11 protein-coding genes are annotated in these 15,386 nt (G+C 49.4%); all 11 read right to left on the reverse strand.

Annotation, left to right across the window (positions count from 1 at the left end; translation table 11 throughout):
* Nucleotides 1-2: 2 nt before the first annotated feature.
* The gene (locus tag M2134_RS04745) at nucleotides 3-1,013 is read right to left on the reverse strand and encodes a histidine kinase (RefSeq protein WP_280749907.1); all 1,011 of its coding nucleotides are present in this window, start codon (nucleotides 1,011-1,013) and stop codon (nucleotides 3-5) included.
* Nucleotides 1,014-1,052: 39 nt separating this feature from the next.
* Nucleotides 1,053-2,381, reverse strand: coding sequence for a PQQ-binding-like beta-propeller repeat protein (locus tag M2134_RS04750; protein WP_280749908.1), 1,329 nt, complete (start codon nucleotides 2,379-2,381; stop codon nucleotides 1,053-1,055).
* A gap of 12 nt (nucleotides 2,382-2,393) precedes the next feature.
* Nucleotides 2,394-3,365: a hypothetical protein gene (locus M2134_RS04755; RefSeq protein ID WP_280749909.1), complete on the reverse strand. Its 972-nt coding sequence runs from the start codon at nucleotides 3,363-3,365 to the stop codon at nucleotides 2,394-2,396.
* A 14-nt stretch (nucleotides 3,366-3,379) separates the two neighbouring features.
* On the reverse strand, nucleotides 3,380-3,823 hold the full coding sequence (locus M2134_RS04760; protein WP_280749910.1) for a C-GCAxxG-C-C family protein: 444 nt from the start codon (nucleotides 3,821-3,823) through the stop codon (nucleotides 3,380-3,382).
* Between the two features lie 140 nt (nucleotides 3,824-3,963).
* Complete coding sequence (locus tag M2134_RS04765) at nucleotides 3,964-4,929, reverse strand: radical SAM protein (protein WP_280749911.1); 966 nt, start codon at nucleotides 4,927-4,929, stop codon at nucleotides 3,964-3,966.
* Nucleotides 4,930-5,107: 178 nt separating this feature from the next.
* A complete protein-coding gene (locus M2134_RS04770; RefSeq protein ID WP_280749913.1) occupies nucleotides 5,108-8,305 on the reverse strand; it encodes an ABC transporter permease in 3,198 nt (1,065 codons plus the stop codon).
* Nucleotides 8,302-8,973 (reverse strand): ABC transporter ATP-binding protein, encoded by a 672-nt coding sequence (locus tag M2134_RS04775; RefSeq protein ID WP_280749914.1) that lies wholly within the window; start codon nucleotides 8,971-8,973, stop codon nucleotides 8,302-8,304. The genes M2134_RS04770 and M2134_RS04775 overlap by 4 nt, the downstream gene beginning before the upstream one ends.
* A gap of 11 nt (nucleotides 8,974-8,984) precedes the next feature.
* Nucleotides 8,985-10,130, reverse strand: coding sequence for a PQQ-binding-like beta-propeller repeat protein (locus M2134_RS04780; protein WP_280749915.1), 1,146 nt, complete (start codon nucleotides 10,128-10,130; stop codon nucleotides 8,985-8,987).
* Nucleotides 10,127-11,143: a 2Fe-2S iron-sulfur cluster-binding protein gene (locus M2134_RS04785; RefSeq protein ID WP_280749916.1), complete on the reverse strand. Its 1,017-nt coding sequence runs from the start codon at nucleotides 11,141-11,143 to the stop codon at nucleotides 10,127-10,129. The genes M2134_RS04780 and M2134_RS04785 overlap by 4 nt, the downstream gene beginning before the upstream one ends.
* On the reverse strand, nucleotides 11,134-13,560 hold the full coding sequence (locus M2134_RS04790; RefSeq protein WP_280749917.1) for an NAD(P)H-dependent oxidoreductase subunit E: 2,427 nt from the start codon (nucleotides 13,558-13,560) through the stop codon (nucleotides 11,134-11,136). Before M2134_RS04790 ends, M2134_RS04785 begins: the two co-directional genes overlap by 10 nt.
* Nucleotide 13,561: 1 nt before the next feature.
* Entirely contained in the window at nucleotides 13,562-15,385 is a 1,824-nt protein-coding gene (locus M2134_RS04795; protein ID WP_280749918.1) for a PQQ-binding-like beta-propeller repeat protein, read from the reverse strand.
* Between the last annotated feature and the right edge of the window lies 1 nt (nucleotide 15,386).

Consider the following 15,386-nt stretch of genomic DNA (forward strand, 5'->3'; position numbering starts at 1 on the left):
TGTTATTTGAGTGGTAAGTAGACTGTATAGGTGTTTCCGTCGTCTTCGATGCGGATCTGTTTGTTCATAAGCAGGGCGAAGCGGTTTTCCAGATTCTTCAATCCGGTCCCATTGGTCTCCGAGGGAGAAAGTTTGGGGTATACCGGGTTGGTAATCACCAGTTCGTCGTCCGGGTTGAGGTAGATGGCGACCTCCATCTTATGCTCGCTATCGATCGTATTATGTATGACGATATTGTCGATAAGAGGCAGGATAGACAATACCGGTAGTTTGAGATTCTGCTTTTCCGGGCTTACATCGATGTTGAAAACAAGCTTATTGGCAAAACGAACCTCCATCATATAGCGGAAGGATTGAGCGAATTCCAGTTCATCGGCCAGGGTCACCAGTCCTTTCTTATCGCTTTGTAGGATATAGCGGAAGACATCGGATAGTTTGTTTACAAAGGCCAGGGTGTTTTCATCCTCTTTCTTGCGCACCAAGGCTGTCAGGCTGTTCAATGAATTGAAGAAAAAGTGCGGGTTGATCTGATTGGCCAAGGCATCGCACCGGCTTTGCAGGTTCTCGATTTTCAGTTGTTCGATCTCCTGTTCTTTCTTTCGCTGCACATGATACAACATAAAGACATGCCCTACAAAGGTGCAAACAATAAACACCACAAAGAACTGGAAGAGCAGTATGCTGCCAAATCCACACATTTTTCCGTGCCAAAGGCACATGAAAACCACAAACAGGCCGTAGGCAACGGCGGTAATGGCAAACGTTCTCCATGCCCGCTGCTGGAAACAAAGGTTTTTGATTTTATTCAGGTTATAGATCAACAGCCCCCATATCAACCCAACAAAGAAGAAATAACGGATAAAGAAGAAAGTCCAATGGGAGGCACGTTGCGCTTCATCAAGAAAACTAAGCTCCCAGGGAAGGCAGGCAATGTCCGGATAGACAATAAACACCGCACTGACAAAGCTGATCAGACATAATTTGAAAGCACTATAATTATCTAATATTTTCATGACACATCTTGTTTTTACAAAGATAACATCCTAATTAGATTATTGTACCACTTTTACGCAAACCATTTTAGCCTGGTCGCGGATCAACAGTTTGCCGTCGGCCAACGCGATAGGCGCCCAATTCTGTGTGCTACCACCCATGCGTGCCATCCCTTCGCCGGCACCGCCTTCGGTCAGAACATCAGCTTTTGAGATCATCTTAAAGGCTTCCGGGCTGGGTTCTATCAGATAGAGCGTCTTCAGTCCGTCGGTTGCCAACAGTAGCCCATCGGCCAGGATCATGCTACCGCGGTCGAAGTTGGGATTGCGTCCGGTCTTCCATTTGATATTCCCCTCCATATCCATACAGACAAGCCCGTCGCGTTTCTGATTTGTACGATACATGGCGTAGAAATGTCCATTGTGGTAGAGGGGGGGCTTTGTCTGGTCGCCGAACTCCAGTGTCGTAAAGAGTTCGGTGGTGTCGAAGCTGCCGTTAGCCTTTTTGTTTATCTGTATCATGGTTGCTCCACGCTCGTATCCTCCGATAATCAGTAGTTTGTTGTCTGCAGTAACCACCGGACAGGCTACGGAGATATGACAATCCCAGTTGCTGTATTGCCAGAGTGTTTTGCCGGTATGCGGATCCAGTCCGACCACATTACCTTTGGTCACTTCCGCGTCGCGGTTCTGAAACGTATTGGTAGAGGAGGTGAGCCATACGACCTGATCTTCCCCATGGATCTTCAGAATCTTCGGGCTCACATAGCTTTCATTGCCGAGATTAGGCGTTTTCCATACTACATCCCCCGTTTGTTTGTTGTAGGCCACAACACCCGCTTCGGGAGCTTGTGAAGCCACAATAAGCAGATCGCCGTAAAGCACCGGACATTGCGAAATGGCCCATAAAGGAATTGTTTTGCCACCGAAATCAGTCCATACGTTTTTCTTCCACACCGGCTTTCCGGTTTTGACGTCGAAGCAATAGAGGTCGCCGTAAGGACCACAGGAGTACACATGGCGATCGTCGACTACCGGCACACTCCGTGAACCCGGAAAAGGAATGTCTCCCGGAGCGTCATAGCTGTATCTCCAGAGCTCTTCTCCGGTCTGCAGGTTGAAGCAACGCATAATATCCCCCGTTTCCTCATCCCGGTCGAGCAGATAGGCTTTGCCGTTTTTCACAACAGGCCCACCATATCCTACGCCTACCTCTACCGCCCATAATACTTCCGGACCTTCTTCCGGCCAACTTCTTAACAATCCTTTCTGGGGTGATTTGCTATCTCTGTCGGGGCCGAGGAACTGAGGCCAATCCTGCGCCTTGATAGACGGGCAGAAGAACAAAACAGAAGCGATAACTACTATACAAAGAGACTTCGTTTTCATGTGTTGTTGTTTTTATATTATAAATCCATTTTCTTCAAAAAACCTTTTAGCGGCAACATAATCGAAGTTCAACCATTTGCCTGTGATCAATGCCTTATCTCTGGGAATAGCACCCGTTTCGATGACCACCACATTGGCGCCGCTTTGTATGGCCAGTTCGGACGCCGGATGTACACATATATGTTCTACTGTTTTGCCCCCCGACAGGCGTAGTACCGCAATCATTTTAGCAATTTCTTCATCGCTCAACCGGGGCATTTCCCCCAAGGGGGTGCCCTTCACCGGGATCCGAGCCATAATACCTGAGATACACACCCCGTATTCGAGCGAACACAGAAACCGATTAGCTATCTCCTCATAACTATGCTCTATGCCTACCGGCTCCACCAGATGAATTAGCTTTAGAGGCGATTGTTTTACGGCGGACAAAGTATCCAGCCGCTCTTTCGTTTGGAAACGGGTATCCACGCCCTCCCGAAGCCGTATCGCATGATACACACCCTCTACGCCATGTGCATGCATTCGATTGGCCGTTGGAAGATCAAACTCTCCTACGTTGACAACAATCTCGTAATCGCCCGCGACTTCCTGGCGAATCGTCTGCACATAATCCGTCAGTGTGTCTAAGGAATAATACTGCGTGGTGCGCAATACAATAAAATGAACCTGGTTGTCTACATATTCCTTTACTTTTGCCAGTATCGCAGGAAGTGTATAGATCTTTTCCGTCTCAATCAGTCCCCAGGCTTCGCCGAAGGAGCAGAAGTCGCAGTTGGCAGGACATGGGGCATAATCGAGACCGATGGCTCCCCACATATATGCTTTGTTGCCGGTAAGCAATCGTCCTGCCTCATCCGCTTTCTTTCGTAAGTAAGAACAGGCATCCGAGGAGGTATTGATCTCCAGCAAAGCTACCACCTCCGGCTTACTGAGTGTCATGCCAGAAAGGGCTTTTTGGAAAGCGGCATCAATTCTTTTATACATAGCTTGCCGGTAAACTACAAAACCTCATCCAGTATCTTACAGCCCGAACATACCACCTTCGGGCAAAGGGTGAAGAGAAGGTTCTTTTCCATAATCACCTTCATCTCTTCCGGGTTGCTCAGGTCGTAACCAAGTATTTCTTTGCACACCACACTGCCGTTCTCTTTCGCAAACTTGTTTTCGAATTCCATCTTTTTGGCAAGGAGTCTGTTCTTTTCATCTGTTGCGCCTGGTTCACTGTATCCATATTTCAGACCCAACGCCATTAAAGCGCCGGTAACACAACCACAGGTACGTCCACCCCACATGCCACCTCCAAAGGCGGATGCGACCCTGAGAGCCTCATCACTATCTATACCTGCTTTGTCAGCGGCATATCCCAACACAATCTGTGAACAATCGATCCCCTGTTTAAACAGATCCGAAGCGATCTCTTCTGAAACCTTGTCAATTTTCATAATAAATAAGCATTTATAATTAGTAAATGGAATGATTTATAGCTATGATAAAAATAGGACAAATTCAAATTTAACCCCTTCTCTTTCCCGTTAAAGCGAAAAAAAGAAGGGGCAAAACGAAAAGAAAAGGGGGCTGATAATCAATCTACCGGCGGCAGATAGCCAAATTCCCTAAGCATATTCCAGGCAGCGGCAGGCGTGAAGCCACGGCTTTGTTCGGTGTGGCTGTCGGTATCGCGTGGATTGGCGCCTACTTCGGCATATAATTGGTTGACACCCGCCATAAGAGCGGCCTGGATGGGCTCATGTACGTTCATGGCGCGGGAGGGATCGACCACGAGATTGGTCACGGCAACAATCTTTGTCAGTTCGGGCGCGGATATTTGTCCCTGTTCATACAAGGGAGTCCCTTTCACGGCTGTACGGCGCATGGCGGCCATCACACCGATATTCAATTCTTTGGCACGAAGGATCTCGGCTGTTATCTCTTCATAGGAATGTTCGGGACCTATCGGCTCGATACAGTAATAGAGCTCCAACCCCGCCTCCTGTATGGCGCGAAGGGTTGCCTCGCGCTCTTTGGGATCGGCCATTGTATCGATGCCTTCGCGCAGGCGGTTGATATGGTAGGCACCGGTAAATCCGGCCTCTTTCAGTTGGAGAGCTGTTTGCAGATCGAAATCACCGATATTGGCTACTAATCGTTGCCCCTTTCGCAATAACAGTTTGACGGCTTTGCCTACCGATAGGAATTTATCCTGCGGATAATCAGCGGTGGTCATCAGAAAGAAATCGTCGAAATAGCCCTCCTGCAACCAGTTCAGTTGTGAACAGATCTCGCCGGCCGTCTTTTCCCATTGAGAGTCCATCGAGTAATGGGCGGCTCCCATAGAGCAAAACTTACAATTGATCGGGCAGGGCTCGGCATTGATTCCGATCTGGGTAAACACATACCCGCGGTTGCCGAATTTCTGCCGCGATCGATCGTTGGACACGGCAAGCAATTCAAAGAATTCTTTGCTGAGAACCTCTATACGCAACAGGTCGACTATTTCGCTTTCAGACAAATGAAAGTCTGTTGATTTAATTTTTTGTAGTGCATTCATCTTGTAAATATTTAATTAAATTATCCGGAGCGAAATATCATTTTGTCAAAATCGCCCGAGAATTTTTCCGAAAACGGAGGGGTATTTAAAATTACCCGCAGGAGTAACACTTTTTAACGTATCATATTGTAAAGCAAAATCCCCTTTTTGCTTACACTTGTGTTTTTCGTTTATCGTCTCATTCTTGAAGAATTTCCCGGACAGATTTCCGGATAAAGACAATCACTCCTATTACAAAAAAGGCGGCAAAGAGTCCCGCAAGCAGCCACACCCATACGCTTGTATGCACAAAGTTGAGGCTTACGCCAACCAGCGAACTTATCACCCCGGTGGCAATGGCGTACAGCGGAACCAGCCGGTTCTCGCGGTAGAGAAGCTCTTCTATCTGTAGGTCGGTAAAACCTAGCGTACGGTACAGGTCGATTTCCGGCCGGCGCATGGAGAGGTTTTTACGAACGACAATAATAAAGCTCATAATGCCCAACAGAAGCCCTAATCCGCCCAAGGTGAGGAAGATGGTCAGGTAGGTGTCTGTTACGGTATTGAACTGGCGGAGGCGGTCGTTGGTAGTCGAAACCCGCACGCCATATTCGTTTAGTGCCTGTGAGAGTAGGTTTTTGACCTCTTCTTTCTCCGTTTCATTTACTTTCAACAGAAACACCTCGCTCCCCGTTGTTTCGGGCCAAATATGTGAAAAATGGCGACGGTCAACCAGTAGATGTCCCTGGAAAATGGAATTGGAGAGTGTGCCGGCCAATTGTATGGCGATACTTTCTCCCCGGTCATTCTCATAATGGAGGGTATCGCCGAGGTTCATCATCAATCCCCAGGTTAATACGGTTGCATCGATCAATGCCGGATAGACCGAGTCGGTCGTTGTTTGCATACGTTCAAAAACCTCATCTCTATCACTTGACCAGATGTTTTGTTCGATCTGGAAATCGCTTTCCAGTAAGCCATTCATATCGACACCCAATACGGTCGGGGTGGTGACCCTGTTCAGGTTCAGGCAGCTCGCGTCGTCTGCCCCGTAACGGAGACATTGCAGGATTTGCGCATCCCCCGGCAGTCCGGTCAGCGATAGTTTTTCTTTTCCTGCCGCTGTTGTCATATTATGATATACGGGGACGCTGCTTTCGCACCAGAGGGAATAGCCGCCGGTGCCGGTTCGTATCTGCGAGCTATCGGCAAAACCTTTGCGGTTGAGACCGACCGAGAAGACAATAAATACGCCGGTCGAAAGGGCAAAAAAGGATAATAACGCCTGTTTGCGGTTAGCCAACAGGGCGCTCCAGATCATTTTGCCGGCGTGGAAGTGGGCCGTTGAGGCGGATCCGTTTCGGCGAATCAGGTAGTCGCCCCATAAGGCAGCGGTTCCGATTAGTATAACTCCCGCCACCACAAAAAGAATAACATTGTGCAGGAAGAACAGATTGATCACGATCATGCCAATGGCCAATAAGGATGCCATGTATTGTGCCCGTGCGGTGCGGGGTGGTGACGATGGTGACGGTGACGACAGTGACGATGGTGATGGTGACGACAGTGACGATGGTGATGGTGATGGTGACGACGGTAGAGACGCAATGCATTGCGTCTCTACGATGGACGCGGTGGGCACAACGGTTTTTTTGATTCGCCACCACAATAATCCCAAGGAAAGGGCAACGCCTATAATAAACCCGATAAGGATAGTCATCGCCCCGGGATACACGGCAAAACCATCCGTATGGGTGGCTCCTTTCCATACGTTTCCAAGCAACCACATGATCAGGGTGGTATATAATAGTCCGGCGATGACACCCACTAAGGAGGATAATAAGACAACCGGTGCCGCTTCCCTCCAAAGTATCCGGGAAATCCGTTGGCGGCTAAAGCCCAGCGATTGCAACAGGGCTATCTCTTCTCGCCGTTGCCAGAGCATCTCGGAGAGCGGAACAAACATCAACAGTATGGCCGACACAATGATAAAGAAGCCCAATGCCAGGAACAAACTGGCAAAGTCAACACCGTTTTTTGCGGCGTAAAGTCCCGTTTCACGCGGATGAATCACCTGAATGCCGAACATCTCGGCACGAAGCGCCGATAATACGGGGCTCGTATCGTTGATTCGCAGGGCGGTTGCATTGCCATAGGCATTGCTCCAATCGGTCGCTATGGCATCGTAGGCAATAATTGCTTTCGGAGTAGTCCGATAGAGTTCCCAATATTTTTCATCTTCATCGGTGATCCGGTCCATATCGATCGGCAGGTCACTGTCCCAGTCTGTACACCGTTCAACATCCGACAGGCCGGGGAAGTCGGCGCTCAGGGTCTTATCTTCCTGCAGGGCGGCAAGCGGAACGATCTCTTTTACGCGTAACTTCACCTTTTGGGTCACCAGGGTTTTCAGATCTTGTGAAACAAAATAGCTCACCTCGATATGGTCGCCGGGTTTGGCTTGCAAGCGTTTGGCCGTGTAGTCCGAAAGGATGATCTCCTCTTTCCCTAAGGTTTCACCCTGAAAGCGATCCATCGCCGTCACGAAGGAATAAGGAACAGACACGCCCTCCCGCTCGATGGAATTGGCCAGATAGGAAAACAGGCGGTTGGTTCCGGTGTTCTCCCTCATAATAGTACTGGTCACCTCTTCGGGCAGGAAGACACGGTCGGAGAGGATTTCCGTGAAGCCTTCCCGGGGGTTGACAGACAATCCGGACATACGGTAATTCCATTCGTGGTTCAGTTCGTCGGATGTGATTTCTTTAGGCGTAAGTATCAGGTTTATTTTTCCGACGGTCTCCATGGCCTCGGCCAGCTCTTCACGGTTCACAAACAGATTGAATGGGATGGTCTGCTCATTCTTCATACTGAGATTCCCTCCCTCTTCTGCCTCGACAATGCCTCCGAAGTCTAAGCGGAGGCTGGTGGTATAATTCTCTGTAACAAATAGCGATCCCGAAGGTATCAGCCCCGTAGCCGGCAAGCGGAGTATGATTGTTGAAATAGCCTCTCCGCCCAGCTCTTTTGCCAATGCCTGATTGGGCTTGGCGGTTCCTTTGGCGAGTGAATATTCGTCGGTTCCCCACACAAAAACCGGGATTAGTTTGCCATTTTGAGCGATAAACCCGTTGGTAAGTAGAAAGCCTTTGGCCGACTCTCCCCAAAGCGAGGCATCCAGCCAGGCTTCGTCCATAAATGAATTTCGGGAGAAGATAATGGTTTCCGTATCGCCCAACCGCTCATTTACTCTGTTGACAAGCGTCGTGCGCACCGAATCGCCTACCACCAGACTACCGACCATAACGGCAACAGTAATCAATACCGCGATGGCCACCAGTCGGTAATAGCGGGTGAAAAAAGAGATATTGGCTCGTATCAGTCTGGAGAGATTCATTGCAGGATGCCTTCTTTTAATGTAAACGTACGATGGGCAGCGGCCGATGTCTCATCCGAATGGGTCACCATCACAATGGTTGTTTGCAGGCTTTTGTTGATCTCGGTCAACAGACCGGCCATGTTCCGGGCGTTCTCTGTATCGAGTTGTCCGGTCGGTTCGTCGGCTAATAACAGTAAAGGCTTCATCATCAAGGCGCGGCAAACGGCTACACGGCTTGCTTCTCCGCCCGATAAGGTATGTGGATACTGCTTGGCTACGGATGCGATCCGGGTTATTTCCATCAGTTGGCGGGCATAGTCGGTCTCTTCTGCCGTCGCTTTCGCTTTGGTTGCCAACGTAGGTAGTAAGATGTTTTCCAAGGCGGTAAGCTGTGGCATCAGGCGATGATCCTGAAAGACGAAACCTATCTGCCTGTTTCTTATTTCCGCATGGTTCACCATGGCTGTCTTCATTTCGAATCCGTTCAATCGGTAACTACCCGAATCGGCCGGCAATAGCGTGCCCAGAATGGACAATAAGGTCGTTTTGCCGGAACCGGAGCGACCTTTGATGGCTACAAATTCGCCCTTTTCTATCTCCATATTCACATCACGAAGCACATGATTCAACCGGTTTTCACCGTCGCGATAGCTTTTCTGTATATTGGATAATTGGACTAATGGCATAGTGTGATAAATTATTTATTTTCTTTTCCAAAGCAAAGTAATGTCCCCTTTGCTGTTAATATCATGAAATGATCCTTGATAACGGCAGGCGATCCGACAATCTGTTCGCCGGTATCGTATTCCCAAAGCAATTCGCCATTGTCAGCATTCAGGATAGAGACGATGCCCGTCTTGGTGCATACAAGTATCTTGTCCTTGCATACCACCGGAGAGCTTTCGCCTACATTCCCTTTCAACATATACTTCCAGTTCAATTTTCCGTTTATACGGCTGATGGCATGTAGATACCTGTCGCCGGAAAAGAAGTAGAAGGCATCACTTGAGATGGCCGGGACAGAGACGAACGATGCGTTTTCGCTGTCTTCGGATATAATCTTTTTGTGTCGAATGATCTTCCCGTTTTCAAGCATTAATTTGTAAATGTTTCCGGAGTAATCGCCGATGTAGCAATAATCGCCCATGATAGCCGGAGAGGCCGGCACGTAGGCTTCCAGCTGCAAGGAGTCGGTCTGGGTGCCCGTTTTGCAATCGATAATGCGCACCCAGGCATCGCATCCCCCGAATATGACATGGTTTTTCCACAAGGCGGCAGCGCCGTTGAGGTAATAGCCCGACTCGAATCTATTTAGTACTTCGCCTGTCTTTGCGTCGAGACAATAGAGCCAATTATCATAACTGCCGAACACAATCGCTTTCCGGTCGGCAAACTTCAACAGATTGGGCGAAGCGGATATCTGTCCTTCCGTTTCATAATTCCAAAGAGTCTCTTTCCGAGCGAGTGAGATGGCTGTCATAAAGCCATCGATTCGCCCGATATAGAGCGTTGAATCGTAGATCATGGGAGTCGCTTCCACGGCTGTTTTGAGATCGTAATCGAAGCATAATTGCCCATTTATATCAACTCCTTTTATATGTCCTCTTTTATCGCTCCAATAGGTAGTGCCGTTATCTACGATAGGCGAAGAAACAGTACGGGCTTCTCCTTTGTAGGTCCATTTCAATACCGGTTTCGAAGGAAGAGATGTCTCGGTATGTCCGCTCAACGCAGGGTCGCCCCGGAAAAGTTTCCAGTCCATACTGCCCGAATCGGAAGATTCGGTTCCGGACGTGCAGGCAATCAATAGACAGATTATAAATATGGATAGTAGCTGTTTCATTTGGCTTGTTGTTTTAAGTAAATGGCTCCGGTGGGGCATAAATCCGCCAGTTCCCGGCGGATGTTTCCGCGGTTCTCTTCCGGCAAGACGACTTGCATACCAAATCCCCGATCCTTGAAGGTAAAGCCGTTGTCGCTATTGTAGACACAGAGGCCGCAACGAATACATTTTGCCTGTTCAAACCACAGGTCTCCGGCGATATGTTGTTTCTTCATTACCGGAAGGGTAGAAGAGGCATCGTAGCGTGGACGCTTGATCCCTTCGGTGGTGGCGTAGAGGCGCAGTTTGCAACCCGAGCGTCCGGCACAGGCGCAATGCAGGCAGCGGGATGGGGTGGTGACTGTTTCTTTCAGTCGCTCCTTCTCTTTGGGAGTGAATCTGCCCAGGCGGGAATAGAAGGTGTTTTTGTCATTCTTCACCGAGTTGTCTAACCACCCCACCGTCGCAAGCGACGGTCCACCCCCTCCTTGGGAAGGAGGGGAGCTGAGGATAGTTTTTTCTACCACCTCTTTGATAATCGCCCGTATCGAAACCGACGTATCGATCGATCCCCTTCGACATGCCTTTTCACAAGGGACTTTACAGTTGTCGCAGCCTATTTCAGGAAGTGCAAAAGCAGATGCAATAAGCTGATAGGCCTTTTCGTGATCTCCGGCATCGTAATGGCTGAGCATACGTTCCACATCTAATCCTTTCGGGCAAACCATCGAACAGGGCGCTTCGCAATCGGCTTTGTGGTCGCTTAATAAGAGTTCGAGCGAAAGGGTGCGTATCAGTTTCACCTCATCACTCTCCGTATCTATCTGCATGCCGTCGGTCGGGTAGGTGGTGCAAGAAGGGATTACCTGCCCGTTGGCACTGTTTCTGACAGCGCATACCATGCAGGATGACTTGTGGCGTGCCCCCGGGGCATAACAAAGGGATGGAATGGTATATCCTATGCGCCGCGCTGCCTCCAGGATGGTTTCGCCTTCCCGGATCTCTACCGGTATATTGTTTATTGTTATCTGCATAATGGAACCTTTTTAATGGCATCGTAACTGCATTCATCGATACAAAGACCACATAATACACAATCCTGTACGTTTATCGTATGTATCTCATAAGGAGTATAAGGAATGGCGTTCACCGGACAGGCTTTGGCGCATTTGGTGCAGCCAATACAATCATCGGTAACCACATAGTGTACCATCTCTTTGCAGGTGCCTGTTTTACAAAGGCCGTTCACATGCTCTTCGTATTCATGGCGGAAGTATTTCAACGTGGTAAGAACCGGATTCGGGGCTGTTTTGCCCAGTCCGCAAAGAGATGATTTCTTTACGTTCAAAGCCAGTTCCTCCAGTTTGTCAATATCTTCCATGGAGGCTTTTCCGCTACATATTTTGTCCAGCATATCGAGCATCCGGCGGATCCCTACCCGACAGAAGGTGCATTTGCCGCACGACTGGTCGCAGGTGAAGCTCAGGAAGTAGCGTGCCATATCGACCATGCAATCATTTTCACTTAATACCACCAATCCGCCCGATCCCATCATGGCGCCCATCTGGTTGAAAGCGTCGAAGTCGACCTGCACATCGCAAAGATGAGCCGGGATGCACCCGCCCGACGGGCCACCGATCTGTACGGCTTTTAGTTTCTCGCCGCCTTCTACGCCACCGCCGATCTCTTCGATAATCTGATTCAGTGTGATACCCATAGGCACTTCAATCAGTCCGCCGTGGCGGATCTTTCCGGCTAGGGCAAACACTTTGGTGCCTTTACTACTTTCAGTACCTATTTTAGTATAGTGATCAATATCGTTACGGATAATATAGGGAATCTGACTCAATGTCTCCACATTATTCACAAGCGTGGGTTTACCATGCAAACCTTCTACGGCGGGGTAGGGCGGACGTTGTTTGGGAAACCCGCGTTCTCCTTCGATAGAAGCGATCAAAGCCGTTTCTTCCCCGCAGACAAATGCCCCGGCTCCCTCGAATATGGAGATATCAAACGAGAAATCACTTCCGGCAATGCGTTCGCCAATCAGGTTCCGCTCGCGGCATAATTCGATAGCTTTTCGGATACGCGTTACCGCCAGCGGATATTCGGCGCGGATATAGAAGATACCCTTATTAGCTCCTACCGCATAACCTGCGATAAGCATACCTTCAATGATACGAAACGGATAGGACTCCAGCATCATCCGATCCATAAAGGCACCGGGGTCGCCCTCATCGCCGTTGCAGATAACATATTTCTCTTTTTGACCGGAGGCGGCAACGATTTCCCATTTCTTCCCTGTTGCAAACCCGCCACCACCACGGCCGCGGATACCACTGGCAAGGATATTGTTTATCACCTCTTGTCTGTCGGGAGTTGAAAGCACTTTATGGAGCCCTTTGAAACCACCGTGTCCGATATATTCCTCGATATTCAATGGAGCAAGAAATCCATATCCCTCGGTGGAGATATGTTTCTGTCCGTTAAGAAAGCTATCGATCACACCGGTTCGTTCCTCTTCCGGCTTCCAGATCACATTGTCCCAGGTTATATCCGTATGGAAGGTGTCTATATGATTGAACAGGTTGTTCTTCAATCGTTTCAACCGTCCGGCCGGTTTGAAATGATGGTGCAGTATCTCTTTTATTTCGGTTGCCTTTACGTTGGGATAGCGGGTGATTGTCCCGTCGGGCAATACCACATCGATCAGAGGCACTTTGTTGCATACGCCGACACAGCCGACCGGTTTGATATTAACATCGATAGCCAGATCGTTGGAGGCTGTTTGCAGTTCTTTATAAATATCCGCCGATCCGCTTGCCTGACAGCATGAACCCATGCCAAGACGTATCTCGCCGGCAAAAATCTGCGGTCGAGACGCAATGCGTTGCGTCTCTGCGTTTTCTTGTGTTGCCAGGAAATCTTCGATCACCTCGTTCACCTTTCCGGGGAGCACATGGCCATATATCTTTTCGTCGATCTGTACCACGGGCGCTAACGTGCAGCAGCCCAGGCAGGCTATCTTTTCGATGGAGAAGAGTTGATCGGAAGTGGTAATGGAATCCTCTTCCATTTTCAGTTCGCGCCGGAAAGAATCATACACATTGCCGGCACCTTTCACATGGCAGGCCGTTCCGGTACATACTTTGATCAGGTGTTTCCCGTAAGGGATATGGCGGAACTGGGAATAGAAGGTAGAGACGCTGATGAGTTGCGCCCGGTCGATCTCTGTCCGTTCATAGATGCGCTCGATCGCCTCCGACGGCAGGTAGCTGAATTCCTCCTGCAAGGCCTGCAACAAAGGAATAATAACCTGTCGCGATGTGCCGATACGATCGATGATGGCATCGATTTGTTGCAGAGACGCAATGCATTGCGTCTCTGCATTTTGTTGATCCGTCAAACATTGCGTCCCAACGGTTATATTATTTTCGCAATTGCAAGCCATATTAATTTGCTGATACACAATAAATACTCTTTTCAGTCCGCACGACAATCTTACCATCGGTAAAGGCAGGAGTCGCAAAGGTTCTCTCCCCGGTTTCAAACGAATCGATCAGGTTGAACTCGTCGTTGGCGGAGAATATATGCATCTTTCCGTCGTTACTGAACAGGTATATTTTACCTTCTGCTATGACCGGGGAAGAATAGAATTCGGTGTTTAGTTCGTGTTCCTTACGCAGTTCCCCCGTTTGTGTATCGAAGGAGACGACCACCCCGTAGCTGGTTGCCAGGTAGAGGTTGTCTTTGGTGGCAACGGGACTGGACACTTCCGGCAGGTATTCGCTGCTTTCCCAAAGGACGCTTCCGTCGGCTCCATTGATAGCTACCAATTTGGCATATTCGCTTGCACCGAAGATAATACCGTTGGCACTGCAGGCGCTGGAGCCTACCTCGCCGCTAAGGCATTCTACCCGCCAGAGTTGTTCGCCGGTTTGGGGGTTATAACCCGTAATAGCCGGATTCCCCATCAATACCAGTTGCGAAGTGTTGCCTACGGAAGCTATGATTGGAGAGCTCCAGGTTACTTTCTCCGTGCGGTTTTTACTCCACCGTTCCGCCCCCGTAGCCAGGTCGAATGCCATGACTTTCGGGGTGTTTCGGTTGTCGTATTGCACGATAACCGTCTGACCGAAAATAAGCAGGGAGGAGGCATATCCGTAGTGATTATCGGGAACGCCCAGGTTTTTGGCCCAGAGTTGCTTGCCTTCCATATCGGCACAGATGATATCGCCTGTGGCAAAGATAGCGCAGACCTGGTTTCCGTTGGTAGCCACCGTTGAGGCTGCCAGCCCGGTGTCTTCCGTTGTCTGAGGCATCTGTGCCGGTGAACCCGGAATATTGGCAGCAGCCAGCGTCCATAGTTTTTTACCTGTGGTGAGATCATAGCAATAAAGCTCGCGCGCCTCTTCATCCGCACCGGAGAAGAATACCCGGTTTCCGCTTATCACGGGGGAGTTATATCCCCTACGCGGCACCTCCTGTCGCCAGGCAATATGAGTTCCATTGCTGAGATCCCATCGTGCCGGCAGGCCTTTTGCCGACGAAATGCCGTTGGACTGATTCCCACGGAAGGCATGATGGGTCACTTTGGAGATAACAGGCTGCGGAGCTGCTTCGACGGGTGCTTCTGCCGCTTCAGCTTCTATATCCTGAGAGGTAGTCTCTTCTGTTATGATTTCATTCTCTTCTTCCTCCGCCGGAACATCCGGCGTAATTTCTTCTGCTGCTACCTCCTGAACCATCGCCTGCTCATCGGTATCCACTGCCTGAACGATCATCTCGGTCTCTTTGTTTTCTTCCCCACTTGGTGGTTTCTGAAGATAAGGAGAAGTCATCACTACCATAACAAGTGCGATAGCCGCCAGTCCGACCGCTGCCCAGACAACATATTTCCGGGCTTGCGTTTTAATAGCCCATTCATCGATCGGGTCGATCTCTTTGCCGGGGATCTCTTTCTCATGGGCAAAATAGAAACGGGCAGAAACAATAAATACCGCCAACATACCCAACAGGATATAAACACCTGTCATCAGATGATCCATCCGCACGAAATAGGCTTTCCGCGCCAATAGATCGAGTTGGCGGATCTGCTGCTGCAGAGCCGGATTACCGGCCTGTTGGTCGTTCAATGCCTTCAATGTCTCTACCACCTCCGCCTGCAGAGGGGTGGTGCCTCTCACCTGGAAATAGTTGGTGATCAACATAATCGAGAAGGTGACAATAAAGATGGCCGAAACAATGGCTATATTTCTGAGAATCGCTTTCTTCATG

Source organism: Parabacteroides sp. PM6-13 (genome assembly GCF_029892605.1).
In the GTDB taxonomy this organism is placed as follows: domain Bacteria; phylum Bacteroidota; class Bacteroidia; order Bacteroidales; family Tannerellaceae; genus QVMG01.

Coding starts and splice junctions, on each gene's coding strand:
- M2134_RS04755 (WP_280749909.1), bottom strand. CDS start 3,365: ATGTATAAAAGAATTGATGCCGCTTTCCAAAAAGCCCTTTCTGGCATG.
- M2134_RS04760 (WP_280749910.1), bottom strand. CDS start 3,823: ATGAAAATTGACAAGGTTTCAGAAGAGATCGCTTCGGATCTGTTTAAA.
- M2134_RS04790 (WP_280749917.1), bottom strand. CDS start 13,560: ATGGCTTGCAATTGCGAAAATAATATAACCGTTGGGACGCAATGTTTG.
- M2134_RS04785 (WP_280749916.1), bottom strand. CDS start 11,143: ATGCAGATAACAATAAACAATATACCGGTAGAGATCCGGGAAGGCGAA.
- M2134_RS04795 (WP_280749918.1), bottom strand. CDS start 15,385: ATGAAGAAAGCGATTCTCAGAAATATAGCCATTGTTTCGGCCATCTTT.
- M2134_RS04775 (WP_280749914.1), bottom strand. CDS start 8,973: ATGCCATTAGTCCAATTATCCAATATACAGAAAAGCTATCGCGACGGT.
- M2134_RS04770 (WP_280749913.1), bottom strand. CDS start 8,305: ATGAATCTCTCCAGACTGATACGAGCCAATATCTCTTTTTTCACCCGC.
- M2134_RS04745 (WP_280749907.1), bottom strand. CDS start 1,013: ATGAAAATATTAGATAATTATAGTGCTTTCAAATTATGTCTGATCAGC.
- M2134_RS04750 (WP_280749908.1), bottom strand. CDS start 2,381: ATGAAAACGAAGTCTCTTTGTATAGTAGTTATCGCTTCTGTTTTGTTC.
- M2134_RS04780 (WP_280749915.1), bottom strand. CDS start 10,130: ATGAAACAGCTACTATCCATATTTATAATCTGTCTATTGATTGCCTGC.
- M2134_RS04765 (WP_280749911.1), bottom strand. CDS start 4,929: ATGAATGCACTACAAAAAATTAAATCAACAGACTTTCATTTGTCTGAA.